The 17,794-nt window shown below is 73.2% G+C and carries 14 protein-coding genes; 5 read left to right on the top strand and 9 right to left on the bottom strand.

Annotated elements, in window-relative coordinates; all coding sequences use genetic code 11:
* Positions 1-23: 23 nt before the first annotated feature.
* Positions 24-1,442, bottom strand: a complete 1,419-nt coding sequence (sthA, locus tag ACH47X_RS17340) for a Si-specific NAD(P)(+) transhydrogenase (protein ID WP_397405784.1) — start codon at positions 1,440-1,442, stop codon at positions 24-26.
* A gap of 88 nt (positions 1,443-1,530) precedes the next feature.
* Between sthA and ACH47X_RS17335 the strand changes: the two genes are divergently transcribed.
* Together ACH47X_RS17335 and ACH47X_RS17330 are read left to right on the top strand one after the other, a co-directional pair.
* Positions 1,531-1,812: a YciI family protein gene (locus ACH47X_RS17335; protein ID WP_397405783.1), complete on the top strand. Its 282-nt coding sequence runs from the start codon at positions 1,531-1,533 to the stop codon at positions 1,810-1,812.
* A gap of 140 nt (positions 1,813-1,952) precedes the next feature.
* Entirely contained in the window at positions 1,953-2,816 is an 864-nt protein-coding gene (locus ACH47X_RS17330) for a hypothetical protein (protein WP_397405782.1), read from the top strand.
* 125 nt (positions 2,817-2,941) lie between these two features.
* Here ACH47X_RS17330 and ACH47X_RS17325 read toward each other — a convergent pair whose 3' ends face one another.
* From ACH47X_RS17325 to coaE, 6 genes are all read right to left on the bottom strand, one after another.
* On the bottom strand, positions 2,942-3,976 hold the full coding sequence (locus tag ACH47X_RS17325; protein WP_397405781.1) for a TerC family protein: 1,035 nt from the start codon (positions 3,974-3,976) through the stop codon (positions 2,942-2,944).
* A 302-nt stretch (positions 3,977-4,278) separates the two neighbouring features.
* Positions 4,279-5,250, bottom strand: coding sequence for an NAD(P)-dependent alcohol dehydrogenase (locus ACH47X_RS17320; protein ID WP_397405780.1), 972 nt, complete (start codon positions 5,248-5,250; stop codon positions 4,279-4,281).
* A 96-nt stretch (positions 5,251-5,346) separates the two neighbouring features.
* Positions 5,347-5,775 (bottom strand): VOC family protein, encoded by a 429-nt coding sequence (locus ACH47X_RS17315; protein ID WP_397405779.1) that lies wholly within the window; start codon positions 5,773-5,775, stop codon positions 5,347-5,349.
* Between the two features lie 55 nt (positions 5,776-5,830).
* Positions 5,831-7,942 carry an excinuclease ABC subunit UvrB gene (gene uvrB / locus ACH47X_RS17310; RefSeq protein WP_036963006.1) on the bottom strand — a complete coding sequence of 704 codons (2,112 nt, stop codon included), beginning with the start codon at positions 7,940-7,942 and terminating at the stop codon, positions 5,831-5,833.
* Between the two features lie 48 nt (positions 7,943-7,990).
* Positions 7,991-8,677 (bottom strand): pyroglutamyl-peptidase I, encoded by a 687-nt coding sequence (gene pcp / locus ACH47X_RS17305; RefSeq protein WP_397405778.1) that lies wholly within the window; start codon positions 8,675-8,677, stop codon positions 7,991-7,993.
* Positions 8,678-8,704: 27 nt separating this feature from the next.
* Positions 8,705-9,334 (bottom strand): dephospho-CoA kinase, encoded by a 630-nt coding sequence (gene coaE, locus ACH47X_RS17300; RefSeq protein ID WP_397405777.1) that lies wholly within the window; start codon positions 9,332-9,334, stop codon positions 8,705-8,707.
* A 195-nt stretch (positions 9,335-9,529) separates the two neighbouring features.
* On the opposite strand from coaE, the gene ACH47X_RS17295 reads away from it, so the two are divergent.
* A complete protein-coding gene (locus ACH47X_RS17295) occupies positions 9,530-10,543 on the top strand; it encodes an alpha/beta hydrolase (RefSeq protein WP_397405776.1) in 1,014 nt (337 codons plus the stop codon).
* Positions 10,544-10,571: 28 nt separating this feature from the next.
* On the opposite strand, the gene ACH47X_RS17290 is transcribed toward ACH47X_RS17295, so the two are convergent.
* Complete coding sequence (locus tag ACH47X_RS17290; protein ID WP_397405775.1) at positions 10,572-11,804, bottom strand: cytochrome P450; 1,233 nt, start codon at positions 11,802-11,804, stop codon at positions 10,572-10,574.
* Positions 11,805-12,019: 215 nt separating this feature from the next.
* Here ACH47X_RS17290 and ACH47X_RS17285 point away from each other — a divergent pair, with 215 nt between their 5' ends.
* Together ACH47X_RS17285 and ACH47X_RS17280 are read left to right on the top strand one after the other, a co-directional pair.
* Positions 12,020-13,909: an ABC transporter ATP-binding protein gene (locus ACH47X_RS17285; RefSeq protein ID WP_397405857.1), complete on the top strand. Its 1,890-nt coding sequence runs from the start codon at positions 12,020-12,022 to the stop codon at positions 13,907-13,909.
* A 28-nt stretch (positions 13,910-13,937) separates the two neighbouring features.
* Positions 13,938-14,861, top strand: a complete 924-nt coding sequence (locus ACH47X_RS17280; protein WP_397405774.1) for a cation diffusion facilitator family transporter — start codon at positions 13,938-13,940, stop codon at positions 14,859-14,861.
* A 31-nt stretch (positions 14,862-14,892) separates the two neighbouring features.
* On the opposite strand, the gene ACH47X_RS17275 is transcribed toward ACH47X_RS17280, so the two are convergent.
* Positions 14,893-17,739: a tetratricopeptide repeat protein gene (locus ACH47X_RS17275; protein WP_397405773.1), complete on the bottom strand. Its 2,847-nt coding sequence runs from the start codon at positions 17,737-17,739 to the stop codon at positions 14,893-14,895.
* Between the last annotated feature and the right edge of the window lie 55 nt (positions 17,740-17,794).

The following is a 17,794-nucleotide window of genomic DNA, read 5'->3' as shown; positions in this document are numbered from 1 at the left end:
CGGAACCCGCGCCGGCGGCCGGGTCAGAGCCCGAACCGCTCCACGTCGCGCATCTTGTTCGTCGCGTCCAGCGCCGCGACCTTGTACGCCTCTGCCAGCGTCGGGTAGTTGAAGACCGTGTCGACCAGGTGGTCCACGGTGCCGCCCGTGGTCATGATCGCCTGCCCGATGTGGATGATCTCCGTGGCGCCGGTCCCGAACACGTGCACGCCCAGCACGCGGCGGTCCTCGGTCGAGACCAGCAGCTTGAGCATCCCGTAGGAGTCGCCCACGATCTGCCCGCGTGCCAGCTCGCGGTAGCGCGCCACCCCCACCTCGTACGGCACGCCCGCGGTGGTGAGCTGGTCCTCGGTGTCCCCGCAGTAGGAGATCTCCGGGATCGTGTAGATGCCGATGGGCTGCAGCTCCAGCACGGAGGAGACGGGCTCGCCGAACGCGTGGTACGCCGCGAGGCGCCCCTGCTCCTGCGACGTCGCCGCGAGCGCCGGGAACCCGATGACGTCGCCGACGGCGTAGATGTGCTCGACGTCGGTCCGGAACTGCTTGTCCACCTGGAGCCGGCCGCGGTGGTCGGCCTCCAGCCCGGCGGCAGCGAGGTCGAGGCCGTCGGTGCACCCCTGCCTGCCGGCGGAGTAGAGCACGCAGTCGGCGGGGACCCGCTTGCCGGACGCGAGCGTGGTGACGGTGCCGTTCTCGCCCGCGGTGACCGACTCGACCTTCTCCCCCAGCCGGAACGTGACGGACAGGTCGCGCAGCTGGAACTTGAGCGCCTCGACGACCTCCGAGTCGCAGAAGTCGAGGATCTTGTCGCGTGCCTCGACCACGGTGACCCGGGTGCCGAGCGCGGCGAAGAGGGAGGCGTACTCGATGCCGATCACGCCGGCGCCGACCACGACCATGGTCCGGGGCACCTCGCTGACGTCGAGGATGCCGTCGGAGTCGACCACGCGGACGCTGTCGAACGCGATGTTCGCGGGGCGCGCGGGGGCGGTGCCGACCGCGACGACGACCTTGTCCGCGGTCAGCCGTCGCACGACGTCACCCTCGGCGTCGGCCACCTCGATGTCGTGCGGTCCGGTGAACCGGGCGGTGCCCACGACGGTCTCGACGTGGTTGCGGGCGAGCTGGTTGCGCACCACCTCGATCTCGCGCCCGATGACGTGCTGCAGCCGGGCCAGGAGGTCAGGCACCGTGATGTGCTCCTTGAGCCGGTAGCTGGAGCCGTAGACGTCGCGCATCTGCAGGCCCGTCAGGTACAGCACGGCCTCGCGCAGCGTCTTGGACGGGATGGTCCCGGTGTGCAGGCTCACCCCGCCGACCTGGTCCCGCCGTTCCACCACCGCCACGCGCCTGCCGAGCTTGGCGGCACCGATCGCGGCCTTCTGGCCGCCGGGGCCGGAGCCGATCACGACGAGGTCGAAGTGGTTCTCACGTGCGTCCATGCTCAGAGTGTGGGGGGCGGGCGGGTCCGTGACGAGCGTCTTCATCAAGAATTAACCGGCTCGCCGAACCGGATGGCAGGCTGCGCCCATGAGCACCTACGCCGTGAGCTACACCTACACCGACGACGTGGCGACCCGGGACGAGGTCCGGCCCAGTCACCGGGACTTCCTGCGGCGGCTGAACGCGGACGGCGTCGTTCGCGCCTCGGGCCCCCTCGACGACGGGTCCCGGGCCCTGCTGGTCGTGGAGGCGGACTCCGCCGAGGCCGCGCTGGCCGCCCTGGACGCGGACCCGTTCGCGCACGCGGGCGTCATCGGTGAGCGTGGCGTGCAGCTGTGGAACGTCGTGATCGGCGGTTTCGCGGACTAGACAAGTCGTGAAACTTCACCCCATTACAATTCATGCAGAGGTTTTTACCTAATAGTCACGTTCGAACCATGGCGTGGCGCGCTCGTTGGTGCACATGATGCCTGTTCGGACTCTGCTGGTTACGTTCGGGGAGGCACCGCATGACCTCTGTCGACAGCACGGTTGGCTACGGTGAGATCGGCCCGCGCATCTGCGTGACGCCGCCCTACTACGCACTTGGCGACCTGCTCAGCCCGGAACCAGGGCTGACGAGCGCCACGGTCCCTGTCCAGTCCCCCACGGGACGACAGGCCCCCGTCGTCGGGATCGCGGAGGCGGGCCGGCATCTCGCCATCCTCGGCCTGTGCGCCGCGGCCACGACCAACCCCAGCACCAAGCGGCACTACTACCTCGCGCACCGCGGTGTCGGCCGCATGTTCCCGCGCGTGGACCCAGCGACCAGGCTCATCGGGACGGCGAGCGCCCAGATGACCGGCCGTAACCGGGCGGAGGCCCAGACCGAGCTCCGGGACCCCCAGGGCAACCTCGTGGCACAGATGGACGTGGAGTACCTGGTCATGTCGGTGCCGGTGTTCCGGCGGATGATGGGCCCGGCCCGGGCCCCCGACGCGACGGAGCCGGCCAACCCGTACGCCGCACCGGCCCCGCTCGTCGATGTCGCCGCCGACGCGCACAGCGCCACGGCGAAGCTCGCCGTGGAGGCGGCGATGTGCCGCGGGCACTTCGACGGCTTCCCGGCGCTGCCGGTGTCCGTGGCCGGGTACGCGGCGTTCGCGCTCTTCGACCACGTGCTGGAGAAGGCGGCGGGCCCCGGCGCCCGCTGGCAGCCGGGGATGTTCCGGCTCCGGGCGGACAACCTGGCCACGGCCGGGGAGACCTGCACGGTGGACGTCGAGCCCTCGGCGCCGGCCGAGCCCGACGCGCACCCCCAGGCGTTCACCGGGACCATCCGGTCCGGGGACCGCGAGATCTTCTCGATCGACGTGGACTACACGGTGGTCTGAGCGCGCGCCGATCGCGCACGGCCGGAGGCCGCGCCCCCTGTTCGGGGACGCGGCCTCCGGCCTGCTGCGGTACGGATGTGCCGCTCCGGCCCTGTGCTGCTGCGCAGCCGGGGGCCGTCAGCGCGTCACTGGGAGACGTCCTCCGACGCCGGCTCGGGGGCGGGCCGGGCGGCCTCGACCCGCGCGTCGTACGCCGACTTGGCGAGACTGGCCACCGTTCCGACCGCCAGGGACGCCACGATCACCGTGAGCGACAGCCAGATCGGGATCTCGGGCGCCCAGTGGAAGCCCTCGCCGCCGTTGATCCACGAGATCGAGTTGGTGTGCAGGGCCTCGAGGACCAGCTTGATCCCGATGAAGCCGAGGATCGCCGAGAGCGCGTAGGGCAGGTACACCAGCCGGTCGAGCAGGCCGCCCAGCAGGAAGTAGAGCTGGCGCAGACCCATCAGCGCGAACAGGTTGGTGGCGAACACGATGAACGGGTCCCGCGTGATGCCGAAGATCGCCGGGATCGAGTCGAGCGCGAACAGCACGTCGGTCGAGCCGATCGCCAGGAACACGATGATCAGCGGCGTGAAGAGCCGGCGGCCGTCGACCGTGGTCCGGAGGCTGGAGCCGTTGTACTGGTGGTGCAGCGGCAGCACGCGCCGCATGACCCGGATGAGGGCGTTCTCCTTGAAGTCGTCCTGCTCCTCCTCCTTCTCCGGGATCGCCTGCTGCACGGCCGTGTAGAGGAGGAACGCGCCGAAGATGTAGAAGAGCCAGGTGAACTGCTCGAGCAGGGCGGCACCCGCGAGGATGAACGCGGCCCGGAAGATCAGCGCCATGATGATGCCCACCATGAGCACCTGCTGCTGCTGGTCCCGCGGCACGGCGAACCGCGCCATGATGATGACGAAGACGAAGAGGTTGTCGACGCTCAGGGAGTACTCCATGAGCCACCCGGCGTAGAACTCCGCCGCCGGGGTGAGCCCGCCGACGGCCCAGACGACGAGACCGTAGACGACGGCGAGGCCCACGTAGAAGCTCACCCAGATGGCGCTCTCCTTCATGGTCGGGACATGGGGGCGCCGTCCGACGATGAGGAGATCGGCGACGAGCAGCAGGACCATCGCACCGAGGGAGATCAGTTCGAAGGTCACGGGCAGTTCGTGGACCATTGCTTCCTTCCGGGAAAGGGAGGAACGCGTGATCGCATCTAGCCTCCGGTGAGCACAGCAGGGCACCGGAGGTCTTCCTCGCCCGCCCGTGCACCAGCCTGGACGAAACCAGGCGACGATGCACCACGGGCCGGCCGGGCCGAGCTGGCGTCACTGGCAGCTGTGATGACGACCTGACCGTTACGAGGTACTCCCCTCCAACGGAGGGAAAGCATACGGGACGCCAGGTTTGTTCCCGAACGTGATCTTGGGCACTCTCCGGGTGCTGCGCGGGCCCGTCCGGGCGGCCGGTCGGCGGAGGATCAGCTGATCGTGACGACCAGCTTGCCGCGCGCGTGCCCGTGCCCGGCGACCTGCCGGATCGCATCCACGGCCCGCTCCAGCGGGTACGTCGCGCTGACGATGGGCAGCAGCACGCCGTCGGCCACGAGGCCCTCCAGGACGCCGAGGTCCTCGCCGCTGGTGGTCGCCGAGACGTTCAGGATCCGGTACGGGCGCATCCGCGAGACCAGGGGTGCCGTCATCAGCTCCGGCATGGGGCCGAGCAGGCCCTCCCGGCTGCCGTCGTTGGCCAGCACCAGCCCGCCGGGCACGACGACGCGGCCGAGCGCCCGCAGGGAGTACCGGCCCGCGTTGGTGAAGACGACGTCGAAGCGCCGCTCCCCCGCGGTGACGTCGTCCTTCGTGTAGTCGATCACCTCGGACGCCCCGAGCTCCCGGACCATCGCGGCGTTGCGCGGGCCGCACACCCCCGTCACCTCGGCGCCCCAGGCCGCGGCGATCTGCACCGCGAAGTGCCCGATCCCGCCGCCCGCGCCGGTGATGGCGATGTGCTGCCCGGCCCGCAGCTCGGCGGCCCGCAGGTACTGGAGCGCCGTGACGGCGGCCATCGGCATCGCGGCGGCCTCGACGTGCGTCAGGTCGACCGGCCGGCGGGCGATGCTGCCCACCTCCGCGAGCGCCAGCTCCGCGAACGTTCCGCCGGTGCCGAAACCGAACACCTCGTCGCCTGGCGCGTACTGCGTGACCCCGGGACCGGCGGCCACCACGACGCCCGACAGGTCGGCGCCGCGGACCAGCGGGCGGGGGCCGGTGAAGGTGCCCATCATCGCGCGCGCGACGAGCGGCTGCCCGGTGGCGTAGTGCCAGTCGTAGGGGTTGACGCCGGCCGCGCGGACCTTGACCAGCACCTGCCCCTGGCCGGGCTCCGGGTCGGGCACCTCGCCGACCCTGAGGTGTTCCCAGCCGTACCTGTCCTGCGTCAGTGCCCGCATTCGGCCTCCTGGCCCCGCTCGCCCGGACGTGCGCTGCCCCCTGCGCGATCAGGGTCCACCGGGCCGGGCAAACGGGTCAAGGATGAACTCGGGCCGTCACTGCAGGCAGAACTCGTTGCCCTCCGGGTCGCGCAGCACGATCCAGAACTCGCCGAGCTCGGTCATCTCGCCGACGACGCTCGCCCCGAGGGCGACGACACGCTCCGCCTCGGCCCGGACCTGCGCGATGCGCTCGGCGCCGCTCAGGCCGTCGCTCACGTTGACGTCGAGGTGCATGCGGTTCTTCGCGGCCTTGGGCTCGGGCACCTTCTGGATGAAGATGCGCGGGCCGGCGCCGTCAGGGTCGCGTACGGCGTTCTTGTCGTTCCAGCGCTCCTCGGGCAGGCCCCAGGCCGTCAGCGCCTCCTCCCACGTGACGAAGCCCCCGGGCGGCTCCTCCCGCACGTAGCCCAGCACCCGGCACCAGAAGTCACCGAGCGCGCGGGGGTCTGCCGCGTCGAAGGTCACCTGGAACGTCAGCGCCATCGTGGGGCTCCTCGTGTCGGTGGTAGGTGTCAGTGGCCGCTGCCCCGGGCCGCGCTCAGGCGGTCGCGGCCTGCATCTGCCGCAGCTCCTTCTTGAGGCCCGAGATCTCGTCGCGCAGGCGCGCCGCCACCTCGAACTGCAGCTCCGCGGCCGCGGCGTGCATCTGGTCGGCGAGCTCCTGGATGAGCTCCGCCAGCTCGCTCGCGGCGGCACCGGCCAGCCGGTTGCCGCTCGACGCGGCCTCCTTGGGCGAACCGGGCACGGGCGCCCGGCCCTCGCCCTTCGCCTTGCGGCTGTTGCGGTACCCACCGGCCAGCAGCTCGGCGGTGTCGAGGTCCTCGCGGGCGAGCATGTCGGTGACGTCGGCGATCTTCTTGCGCAGCGGCTGGGGGTCCAGCCCGCGCTCGGTGTTGTACGCGATCTGCTTCTCGCGGCGCCGGTTGGTCTCGTCCAGTGCCATCTGCATGGCCGGCGTGATCTTGTCGGCGTACATGTGCACCTGGCCCGAGACGTTACGGGCGGCACGGCCGATCGTCTGGATCAGCGAGCGCCCGGACCGCAGGAAGCCCTCCTTGTCGGCGTCGAGGATCGCGACCAGCGACACCTCGGGCAGGTCGAGGCCCTCACGCAGCAGGTTGATGCCCACCAGCACGTCGTACTCGCCGAGCCGCAGCTCGCGCAGCAGCTCCACGCGGCGGAGCGTGTCCACGTCGGAGTGCAGGTAGCGCACCCGGACGTTGCGCTCCAGGAAGTAGTCCGTGAGGTCCTCGGCCATCTTCTTGGTCAGCGTGGTCACCAGCACGCGCTCGTCGCGGTCCACCCGGTCGCGGATCTCGCCGAGCAGGTCGTCGATCTGCCCCGTCGTCGGCTTGATGACCACCTCGGGATCCACCAGGCCGGTGGGGCGGATGACCTGCTCCACGACGCCGTCGGACAGCGAGCGCTCGTAGTCGCCGGGCGTGGCCGACAGGTATACCGTCTGGCCGATCCGCTCGGTGAACTCCTCCCACTTCAGGGGGCGGTTGTCCATGGCGCTGGGCAGGCGGAACCCGTGGTCCACCAGTGCGCGCTTGCGCGAGGCGTCGCCCTCGAACATGGCCCCGATCTGCGGCACTGTCTGGTGCGACTCGTCGATGACGAGCAGGAAGTCCTCGGGGAAGTAGTCGAGCAGCGTGTTGGGCGCGGTGCCCGGCTCGCGGCCGTCGATGTGCATCGAGTAGTTCTCGATGCCGGCGCAGGTGCCGATCGAGCGCATCATCTCGATGTCGTAGGTGGTGCGCATGCGCAGCCGCTGCGCCTCCAGCAGCTTGCCCTGCTTCTCCAGCTCGGCCAGCCGCTCCTCCAGCTCCTTCTCGATGCCGCCGATGGCACGCTCCATGCGCTCCGGGCCGGCGACGTAGTGCGTGGCCGGGAACACGTAGATCGACTTCTCGTCGCGGACGACGTCGCCCGTGAGCGGGTGCAGGGTCTGGATCGACTCGATCTCGTCGCCGAACATCTCGATCCGGATCGCCAGCTCCTCGTACACGGGGATGATCTCGACCGTGTCGCCGCGCACCCGGAACGTGCCGCGCGTGAACGACATGTCGTTGCGCGTGTACTGCATCGTCACGAACTGGCGCAGCAGCTGGTCCCGGTCGACCACGTCGCCGACGTCGAGCCGGACCATGCGGTCCACGTACTCCTGCGGCGTGCCGAGGCCGTAGATGCAGGACACCGAGGCGACCACGACGACGTCGCGCCGCGTCAGCAGCGACGAGGTCGCGGAGTGGCGCAGCCGCTCCACCTCGTCGTTGATCGAGGAGTCCTTCTCGATGTAGGTGTCCGTCTGCGCGATGTACGCCTCGGGCTGGTAGTAGTCGTAGTACGAGACGAAGTACTCGACCGCGTTGTTGGGCAGCAGCTCACGGAACTCCGTGGCGAGCTGCGCGGCGAGCGTCTTGTTCGGCGCCATCACCAGGGTCGGGCGCTGGAGCTTCTCGACGAGCCAGGCCGTGGTCGCGGACTTGCCCGTACCCGTGGCGCCGAGCAGCACCACGTCCTTCTCGCCCGCCTGGACGCGTTCGGTGAGCTCGGCGATGGCCGTCGGCTGGTCGCCGGCGGGCTGGTACTCGGAGATGACCTCGAACGGGGCCACCGTGCGCTGCAGGTCGGTCACGGGTCGCATGCCACTACCGTACGGCGGACCACTGACACTCCGGTGATCGAGCCCCCGTCAGTGCAGCGTGCCCGCCGCCACCGCCGGCTCGCTCACCTCGCCGCGGGCCGCTCCCAGGGCCGTGCGCACGACGATCTCCAGGGCTCTGGCCAGGGCGTCGACCGGGAGGTGCGGTTCGCCGCCGTCGGTCGGGGCGGACTCGGAGTCCCGTGCCGCCAGCTCCTCCGTGGTGCGCGGCACGTGGACGAAGCCCGAGAGCACGTCGGGGCGCTCGGCGAGCGCGTGCTGCAGGGCGTAGAAGGTGGCGTTGCAGACGTACGTCCCGGCGCTGTAGGTGACCCCGGCCGGGATGCCCGCCTCGCGGACGGCGGCGACGGCCGCCTTGGCGGGCAGCGTGGTGAACCGGGCGGCAGGGCCGCCGTCGACCACGGGGGCGTCGACCGGCTGGGCGCCGCCGTTGTCGGGGATGCGCGCGTCCATCAGGTTGATCGCCACGCGCTCGACCCGCACCTCGCTGACCCCGCCGGCCAGGCCGACCGCGACGACGACGTCGGGCGCGTGCTCGTCCAGCAGCCGCAGCAGCGGGCCGTCCCCGCGCCGCACCGCGCCGAACTCGACCGGCAGGATCGCGGTGACCAGCTCCTCCGGACCCGCCCAGCGCCCCGCGAGCGCCGTGACGGCCTCCGCGGACGCGTTGACGGCGTCACCGCCGAACGGCTCGAACCCCGTGACCAGGACCTTCATGGTGCTCCTCCCCCGGGCCGGGCCGGTTCACGCGGAGTCTGCCTCCGCCTCCTGCGCGACCTCTCCGGCCACGCGCTGCCACAGGATATCCACCTGAGCGCGTAGTTCGTCCTCGTCGCCGGAACCGTCGAGGGTCACGTCCGCCGCCGCGAGCCGCTCCTCGTCGGTGGCCTGTGCCGCGACGCGGGCGCGCGCCGCGTCCTCCGTGAGGCCCCGACGCGCCACGAGCCGGCCGACCCGCTGCTCGGCGGGCGTGTGCACCACCACGAGCAGGTGGAAGTGGCTCTCCTGCCCGGTCTCCACGAGCAGGGGGATGTCGTGCACGACGACGGCCCCGGCGTCCGCGGCGCCTGCCATGGCCTCGCGCTCGGCGGAGAGACGGCGCACCTCGGGGTGCACGATCTCGTTGAGCCGGGCGCGGGCGGCGGCGTCGGCGAAGACCAGGGCGCCCAGGGCCGGGCGGCCGAGGCTGCCGTCCGGCGCCAGGATGCCCTCGCCGAACGCCTCGACGATCTCTGCCAGGCCGACGGAGCCGGGCGCAACCGCCTCCCGCGCGAGCACGTCGTGGTCGACGACGACGGCGCCGAGCTCGGCCAGTCGTGCCGCCGCGACCGACTTGCCGGCCGCGATCCCTCCGGTGAGTCCGATGCGGAACATGTGGTCCTCAAAGCCGATTTCGGGTGGGTTCGCCCAGGCTACCTCCGGACCGGGCCGGTCGCCCGGACCGGATACCGGACCACCCCGGAGGTGTGACATGCGTCGGGGCCCGAGCTTCCGCGCTGAGAAGGCGGGCGCGCGGTGCGAGCATGAGCCTGCGGGACCACCGCAGCACAGCGACCAGGAGGTACGGACGTGGGCAAGGCCGGAGACAGCGGTGGCACGGTGAGCCGCGGGACGCCCGGGCCGCAGGAAGCGACGGGCACCGAGGCCGGCCGGCCCGCGTGGCTCACCTGGTCCGTCCGTGTGGTCGGGGCCGCCGGGATCGGCGTCGTGGCGTGGGCCTGTCTGACGGCGTGGGGCGCCGTGGTGCACGGCCACCCCCTGTACGCGGTGCTGCTCGGCCTGACCGTCCTGGGCTCCGTGCTGGTGCTGTGGCGGAGCCTGCGGCCCCGGCCGACCCGCCGCGGGTGGCGGCTGGCCGGTGACCTGGCACTGGTCGTGGCCGGCATCGTGTGGGCCGCCGCGATGGCGTGGCTGCGCCCGTTCACGGCCGTCGAGCCGGCGCTGGACGCGATGGTCTCGGACGACTCCGTGACCGTCACCGAGTCCACCACGGCCGTCACCCTCGCCCCCGCCCGCGGGGCCGACGGGACCGCCGTCTTCTTCCGGCCCGGCGCCAAGGTCGAGGCCCGGGCGTACGCCGCCGTGCTGCGCCCGGTCGCCGAGGCGGGGCACACCGTGGTGATCCCCAAGCAGCCGCTCGCCGTCGCGTTCCTCGCCGGCGGGGCGTTCGACGCCGCCCGCGAGCGGGTCCCGCAGGCCGACCGCTGGGTCGTGGGCGGGCACTCGCTGGGCGGCGTCGTCGCGTCCTCGGACGCCGCAGGCGCGGAGGCGTCCGACATGGCGCCCGCCGTCGGCCTGCTCCTGTACGCCTCCTACCCGGCCGAGGACCTCAGCGGGCTCACGGTCGCGGTCGAGTCGGTCTCCGCCTCGCAGGACGGGCTCGCCACCCCGGCCGAGATCGAGGCCTCGCGTGCCGTCCTGCCCGCCGACGCGACGTTCACCGTGGTGGAGGGCGCTGTCCACGCGTTCTTCGGCGACTACGGCCCACAGCCCGGGGACGGGACCCCGACGACCACCCACGACGAGGCCCGGGCCGAGATCTCGTCCGTGAGCACGCAGTTCGTGGACTCGCTCGCCGGGTAGCCGCGCCCGTCGTCGTGCGAGCGCCGGCTCAGACCCGGGCGGGCATCCGCGCGGGCTTGCGCTCCGGGGTGAAAGCCACCGGCAGCACGGCCGGGTAGCGCGACCACGGCGACGGCGCCCACGTGACGTCGGGGTCGGTCAGGCGCAGGTCCAGGCGTTCCATGAGGCTCTCGACGGCGATCTTCACCACGAGCCGCCCCGGACGGCGGGCGGGGCACGCGTGCGGCCCGACGCCGAACGAGAGGTGCGACCGGTTGCCCGCCTCGAACAGGTCGTCCTCCGTGCGCACCCGCGGATCGTTGTTCGCCGCGGCGAGACCCATCACGATCGCGTCGCCGGCCCGGATCTGCGCGTTGCCCAGCGTGCAGTCGGTGACGGCGTACCGCGCGGGCAGGTTGGCGACGGGCGGCTCGCCCCACAGCGTCTCGTCCATCGCGTCGTCCAGCCCGCGCCGCACGCCCGTGACGCGACCCGTGTACCGCGGGTCGGTGAGCATCCGGCGCAGCGTGGCCGCGATCCAGGTCACGAGCATCTCGTTGGCGGCGCAGATCGCCACCACCATCGAGTGCACGATCTCCGTGTCGTCGTCGAAGTTGGGGTGGGCCACGAACTTGGCGGTCAGGTTCGGCCCCGGGTTCGCGCGGGTCGCCACCACGTGGTCCAGCACGATCTGGTCCATGGTGACCAGCGCGGAGACCGAGTCGCCGCCGTGCCCGAACACGCCGTGCGCGCAACGCAGGAGGGCGATGCCCTGCTGCTCGTCGAACCCGAACATGCCCGACACGGCCAGGAACGACACGGCGGCCGCGTACTCGCCGATCAGGTCCGCGTTGCCGCGCTCCGCGAACGAGTCGATGAGCCCGCTGCAGACGCCGCGCACCATGGCCGCCGTCAGCGCCTCGTCGATCCCGGCGAAGGCCTCGTCCACCGGGAGCCGCAGCCGCCGGTGCTCGGCGCCGTCGGCGTAGTACAGGGCGCGCCGCCCGGCCGGGGAGAGGATCGCGTTCAGCGACGAGCTCTGGGGCAGCCGCTCGCTCCAGTGCCGGGGGTCCCGGGCGAAGACGCTCTCGGTGCGCATCACCTCCATCACCTCGGCGTGCCCGAGCACGAGCCAGCCGGGGACGCCCGGCTCCAGGTCCACGGGGGCCACCGGGCCCCACTTCTCCTGCAGCTTGCGCAGCTCTGCGGTCATGTCCTCGGCACCGGTCAGCTCGACCAGCGCCAGCCGTTCCCCGCTACGCTGCGGCTCCAGGTCAGACATGACACTCCACCCGTCGATATTCATGGACTCATCCATCGATTCGTGGGGCGACCTGCATAGACGCCCGATCGAGGGTTTCTATCACGACCCAGTCCGAACGCGTAACACACCTGTGGTCCAGATCACCCTCCGGCCCCGATACGGTCGTCGCCGTCCGCGTGCACGAGGCCGTGGCCGCCGGTGGCCCGGCCGCGTGGGACGATTCCACGGTGAGCATGCACGGAGGCGGTGGGAGCATGGGCGGCGGCCGCACGTTGCGGTCGTTCACGCAGGACGAGTCCGTCACCCGGCAACGCCTCGGCTGGCCCACCCTGCGCCGGATCGTCTCCTTCGCCCGCCCCTACCGGGGCCGGCTCACCCTCTTCGTACTGATCCTCGCCCTGGAGGCCGCCGCGGGCGCGGCCACGCCGCTGCTGTTCCAGCGGCTCATCGACCACGGCATCACGGCGGGTGACACCCGCCTGGTGGTGCTCCTGGCCGGCGCCGCCGCCGTGCTCGCGATCGTGTCCGCGGGGCTGTCCGTGGCGGACCGGCTCGTGTCGTCCCAGGTCGGCGAGGGGCTCATCCTCGATCTGCGGGTCGCCGTGTTCGACCACGTCCAGCGCATGCCGCTCGCGTTCTTCTCCCGCGCACGCACCGGGGCGCTCGTGCAGCGCCTCAACGGCGACGTGCTCGGGGCGCAGCGTGCCTTCACCTCGACCCTCCAGACGGTCGTGTCCAACACGCTGACCATCGCGTTCACGCTCGGGGCGATGTTCACGATGTCGTGGGAGCTCACGCTGGGCGCCCTGGTGCTGGTCCCGCTGTTCGTCCTCCCGGCGCGCTGGTTCGGCCGCCGCCTGGCCGGGCTGACCCGCCGGGGCATGGAGGTCGACGCCGACCTGGGCCAGGTGATGAACGAGCGGTTCAACGTGGCCGGGGCGCACCTCGTCAAGGTGTTCGGCGACCCCGACGCCGAGTCCGAGCGGTTCGCCGGCCCCGCCCGCGAGCGCCGCGACATCGGGGTGCGGACCGCGCTGTTCGGCACGTGGTTCCGGGTGGGGCTGGCCACGATCGCGTCGCTGGCCGTGGCGGGCGTCTACGGGTTCGGCGGCCTGCAGGCCATCGCGGGCGAGCTCACCGTCGGCACGGTCGTGGCCCTGGCCACGTACCTGACGCGCCTGTACGGGCCGCTGACGGCGATGGCGAACGTGCAGGTGGACGTGATGACGGCGCTGGTCTCGTTCGAGCGGGTGCTGGAGGTGCTGGACCTGGAGCCGTCGGTGGCCGAGCGGCCGGACGCCGTCGACCTGCGGGCGGCCGTGGCCGCCGAGGGGGCCTCGATCTCGCTGAGCGGCGTCACGTTCCGCTACCCGCGGGCTGAGGACGTGTCGCTCGCGTCCCTGGAGTCGGTTGCCGCGCAGCGCAAGGACCCGACGACGGACACGCTGCACGACGTGAGCTTCGAGGTGCCCGCGGGGTCCATGGTGGCGCTCGTCGGCCCGTCGGGGGCGGGCAAGACGACGGTCTCGCAGCTCGTCAGCCGCATGTACGACCCGACGTCCGGCGTGGTGCGGATCGCCGGGCAGGACCTGCGGGACGTGACGTTCGCATCGCTGCGGTCCACGGTCGGCGTCGTCTCGCAGGACGCGCACCTCTTCCACGACACGGTCGCGGCGAACCTGCGGTTCGTCCGCGCGGAGGCGACCGACGCCGACCTGGAGCGGGTACTGCGCCAGGCGCGCATCTGGGACCTCGTCGACCGGCTGCCGGACGGACTGGAGACGGTGGTGGGCGACCGCGGCTACCGGCTCTCGGGCGGCGAGCGGCAGCGCCTGGCGATCGCGCGGCTGCTGCTGCGGGCGCCGGACATCGTGGTGCTCGACGAGGCCACCGCGCACCTCGACTCGGAGTCCGAGGCGGCCGTGCAGGTCGCGCTCGACCAGGCGCTGGCCGGGCGGACGTCGCTGGTCATCGCGCACCGGCTGTCCACGGTGCGCGCGGCCGACCGCATCGTGGTGCTCGACGACGGGCGGGTGGCCCAGTCCGGGACGCACGCCGAGCTCCTCGCCGCGGGCGGCCTGTACGCCGACCTGTACCGGACGCAGTTCGCCGAGGCCTCCTGACGGGTCCGTACGGGGCCGGGCTGGGAGGATGGAGGGCGTGGACCCCCACGACCACCAGCACCTGCCCGACGGCGGCCGCGGCCGCCTGACCGCCGCCTTCTCGATCACGGCGGCGGTGCTGGTCGCGCAGGTCGTCGGCGCGGTCGTGACGGGCAGCCTCGCGCTGATCGTCGACACGGTGCACCTGCTCACGGACGCCGCGGGGCTCGCGATGGCGCTGTTCGCCGCCCGCCTGGCCCTGCGGCCGCCGTCGCCCCGCCGGACCTGGGGCTACCGCCGGGCCGAGGTGATCGTGGCGCTCGCCCAGGCCGGCGTGCTCCTGGTCGTGGGCGTGTACGTGCTGGCGGAGGGCGTGCTGCGGCTCGTGGCGCCGCCCGAGGTGCCCGGGCCCGAGCTCGTCCTCTTCGGCGTGGTCGGCCTGGCCGGGAACGTCGCCGCGCTGGCGGTGCTGGCCGGGCGCCGCACGGCGAACCTGAACCTGCGCGCCGCCTTCCTGGAGGTCGTCAACGACGCCCTGGGCTCGCTCGCCGTGGTGGTCGCGGCCCTGGTCATCACGTTCACGGGCTGGCAGCGGGCCGACGTCGTGGCGGGGCTCCTGATCGGCGCGCTGATCCTCCCGCGGGCGCTCCGGCTGCTGCGTGAGACCGTCTCGGTGCTCCTGGAGTCGTCCCCGCCCGGGCTGGACCTCGACGAGGTCCGCGCCCACCTGCTGGAGCTGGACCACGTGGAGGACGTGCACGACATGCACGCGTCCCTGATCGCCACGGGCCTGCCCGTGCTGAGCGCGCACGTCGTGGTGCGCACCGACTGCTTCACCGACGGGCACGCGGCCCGCATCCTGGACCAGCTCCAGGAGTGCGTGGCCAAGCACTTCGACATCGCGGTGGAGCACTCGACGTTCCAGGTCGAGCCGCACACGCACGTGGCGCACGAGCACCCGCAGCACGCCTGAGCGATGCCCCTCCGCCGTCCGCGGCGCAGGGCTACCGGACGGTGGTCGGGTTGCGGATCGCGGCCTCGATCCGCGCCAGCACCGCGCGGGACCGTTCCAGCTCGGCACGGTAGCGCTCCGGCAGGTCGGCGGCGAGCCGCCGGCGCATCTCCACCGCCTCCCGGGCCAGGGAGAGGGCCGCGACGTTGTCGCCCGCGGCGCTCAGCGCGCTGGCCAGGTTGGAGACCGTGAGCGCCAGGTCGGGGCGGTGCTTGTCCGGGTTCTCCACGGCGAGCTGGCGGCGCAGCGCGACCGCCTCCCGCATGGGCAGCAGCGCCTCGGTGGCCTTGTCCAGGTCGAGGAGCGTCGCGCCCAGGTTCGCGAGCGCCTCCGCGAGCCCGGTGCGGTACTTCTCCGGCTGGTCCCGGACCAGCCGCCGCAGCATGTCGACGGCCTCCTGCGTGGGCGGCAGCGCCTCCTCGAAGCGCCCGAGGTCCGCGTACCGCACGCCGAGGTTGGACAGCGACTGCGCGAGGTACTTCAGCGAGCGGGCGTTGCGGCGCGCCAGGCCCCGGCGGATGCCGACCGCCTCCTCCTCGAGCAGCACGGCCTCGTCGAACCGGCCGCGCCGGGCGTAGGTGACGCCGAGGTTGGACAGCGAGTGCGCGAGGTAGTGCAGGTACCGCTCCGGGTGCTCGCGGGCCAGGTCGCGCCGGATCTCCAGCGCCTCCCGCTCCAGCCGCAGGGCCTCGTCGGCGCGGCCCGTGGTGGAGTACAGGGCGCCCAGCGCGGACAGGGCGGCGGCGAGGTCCGCCCGGGTGCCGCGCGCGTTCTGGTCCGCGAGGCGCCGCTGGATCCGCAGCGCCTCGACCAGCACCGAGTCGGCCTCCTCGTACCGCCCGAGGGCCTCCAGCGTGGTGCCGAGCTGGCCGAGGGACCAGGCCAGCTCGCCCAGGTGCTCCGGCCGCTGCGCGGCCAGGCGGCGGCGGATCGCCACGGCCTCCGCGTTCGCGGGCAGGGCGTCCTCGGGGCGGCCGTTCTCGGTGAGGGCCTCGAAGTTGCCGAGCACCGCGGCGACCCGCGGCTCGTACTGCACGGGGTCGCCCTCGGCGAGCCGGCGGTAGAGCTCGAGCGCCGCACGCTGCGCGGCCTCGATCTCCCCCACGCGGCCCAGCTCCGTGTAGGACACCCCGGCGTTCTGGAGTGCCTGGGCGTGCTCGGCGTCGGCCCACGGCGCGTCGCCGGGCCGGAACTGCCCGCACAGGGCGATGACCTCCTCCTGCACGGCGAGGGCGTCGGCGTGCCGCCCGACCGCCCAGTACCCCGTGCCGAGGTTGTTCAGGGCCGTGCACAGCGGGGGCCGGTACCGGTCCTCGTCGGCCCAGGCGAGGCCGCGCCACAGGCCCACGGCCTCCTGCAGCACGGACACGGCGGCGTCGGGTTCGCCCTCCGCGACCAGCACGAGGCCGACGTCGCTCAGCGCCTCGGCCCGCGTGGCCTCGTCGCCCACCGCGCGGGTGAGCTCCGCGACGCGGTGCGTGAGCCGGTCCAGCACGGGCACCGCGAGGGGGCCCGACGAGCGCGGCAGGCGGCGCGTCACCCGCATCAAGCCGGCCAGGTCCGCCGGCCCCTCGTCCGGCAGGGCGGACGCCGCGGCCGCGATGAGCTCCCCGGCGACGTCACGCTCGACGGCCGGCGCGCCGGCGTCCTGCTCGGTGTCCAGGCCGGCCGGGCTGTTCAGCTCGGCGGGACCCGGCCCGGTCGGCGCCGAGCGGTCCAGCCCCATCCCCGTGGCGAAGGCGAGCACGCCGAACGCCTCGTCCGGACCCAGGTCGCGTGTGCACGCCTCCATCAGCCCGTCCTGCTCCGCGAGCACCCGGGACACGAGCAGCTCTGCCAGGCGCGGCACCCCCAGCAGGTGGGCCCGGACCCAGGCGACGGCGTCCGCCGTCCGGCCGTCGGCGGGCCGCACGCCCGCGCGGCGCAGGGCGGCCCGCACGCCGGCCTCGGAGGTGTCTCCCACCAGCGTCGTCGTGGCCAGGGCCGCCTCGGCCGACCCGCCGGGGCCCGGCACGAGCCCGGCCGCGGCGGCCGAAGCCGCCCACGACGCCCGCTCGTGGTCCAGCACTCTCTCCAGCGCCCGGGCCGGGTCGGCCGCCGGCCGCTCGTCGTCGCCGCGCAGGACCGCCGCGAGGGCTGCGGCCTGGAGGTCGAGCACGCGGGGCCGGTCGTCCGGCGAGGGCTCGAACGTGACCTCGGGGACGGGCCGGCGCAGCACGCGCGCGAACCGGGCCGCCGCCGCGTCCACGAGGGCGCGGTCGTCGCCCGACCGGTCCACCTCCAGCCCGAGCGCGGGCTCGGGGGCCACCTCCGGCGTCCGGTCCAGGGCGGGCTCGAGCGCCATCTGGGTGACCGCCGGCGCATGCCCGGCCCACAGCGTGCTGGTCCACCGCTGACGGTGCCACCACTGGCCGCCCGTGCGCGCGGTGCACAGGACGCGCAGCCGGCCCCGGGTCCGCGTGGCCGCGACGGCGTCGAGCATCTCGGGCAGGCCCGGGCGGTGCCCGGCGTCGTCCACGACGAGCAGGACCCGCCGCACGGCGGCGACGTCGCGGACCGCGGCGACCTCCTCGCCGGGCGGCACGTGCACCACGGTCCAGCCGGTGCGGCGCAGCCTGCGGCCGAGCTCGAGCGCCAGGCGCGTCTTGCCGACTCCGCCCCGCCCGCACATCAGCCGGAGCGCGACGGGCTCGCGGGAGCGCACCCACGAGCGCAGGTCCGCGAGCTCGCGCCCGCGGCCGGTGAACGGCACGACCTCCCGCTCGGGCGCCAGCAGGGCGGCCGGCCCGGCGTCCCGTGGCCCCGGGCTCCGCGCGTCGTCGGGTCCCGGTCGGCTCATGGGCAGTCATCCAACAGCACCGCCGCGCTCCTGACCAGCGCGCGCTGTGATACCC

The organism is Promicromonospora kroppenstedtii (genome assembly GCF_044389675.1).
GTDB lineage: Bacteria > Actinomycetota > Actinomycetes > Actinomycetales > Cellulomonadaceae > Promicromonospora > Promicromonospora kroppenstedtii.
The sequence above is the reverse complement of the archived record's forward strand: the minus strand, read 5'-3'. Positions and strand labels throughout refer to the sequence as shown.

Bases quoted from the DNA above. Each gene is read 5' to 3' on its own strand.
- sthA (WP_397405784.1), bottom strand. From the start codon at position 1,442: ATGGACGCACGTGAGAACCACTTCGACCTCGTCGTGATCGGCTCCGGC.
- ACH47X_RS17335 (WP_397405783.1), top strand. From the start codon at position 1,531: ATGAGCACCTACGCCGTGAGCTACACCTACACCGACGACGTGGCGACC.
- ACH47X_RS17330 (WP_397405782.1), top strand. From the start codon at position 1,953: ATGACCTCTGTCGACAGCACGGTTGGCTACGGTGAGATCGGCCCGCGC.
- ACH47X_RS17325 (WP_397405781.1), bottom strand. From the start codon at position 3,976: ATGGTCCACGAACTGCCCGTGACCTTCGAACTGATCTCCCTCGGTGCG.
- ACH47X_RS17320 (WP_397405780.1), bottom strand. From the start codon at position 5,250: ATGCGGGCACTGACGCAGGACAGGTACGGCTGGGAACACCTCAGGGTC.
- ACH47X_RS17315 (WP_397405779.1), bottom strand. From the start codon at position 5,775: ATGGCGCTGACGTTCCAGGTGACCTTCGACGCGGCAGACCCCCGCGCG.
- uvrB (WP_036963006.1), bottom strand. From the start codon at position 7,942: ATGCGACCCGTGACCGACCTGCAGCGCACGGTGGCCCCGTTCGAGGTC.
- pcp (WP_397405778.1), bottom strand. From the start codon at position 8,677: ATGAAGGTCCTGGTCACGGGGTTCGAGCCGTTCGGCGGTGACGCCGTC.
- coaE (WP_397405777.1), bottom strand. From the start codon at position 9,334: ATGTTCCGCATCGGACTCACCGGAGGGATCGCGGCCGGCAAGTCGGTC.
- ACH47X_RS17290 (WP_397405775.1), bottom strand. From the start codon at position 11,804: ATGTCTGACCTGGAGCCGCAGCGTAGCGGGGAACGGCTGGCGCTGGTC.
- ACH47X_RS17285 (WP_397405857.1), top strand. From the start codon at position 12,020: ATGCACGGAGGCGGTGGGAGCATGGGCGGCGGCCGCACGTTGCGGTCG.
- ACH47X_RS17280 (WP_397405774.1), top strand. From the start codon at position 13,938: ATGGAGGGCGTGGACCCCCACGACCACCAGCACCTGCCCGACGGCGGC.
- ACH47X_RS17275 (WP_397405773.1), bottom strand. From the start codon at position 17,739: ATGAGCCGACCGGGACCCGACGACGCGCGGAGCCCGGGGCCACGGGAC.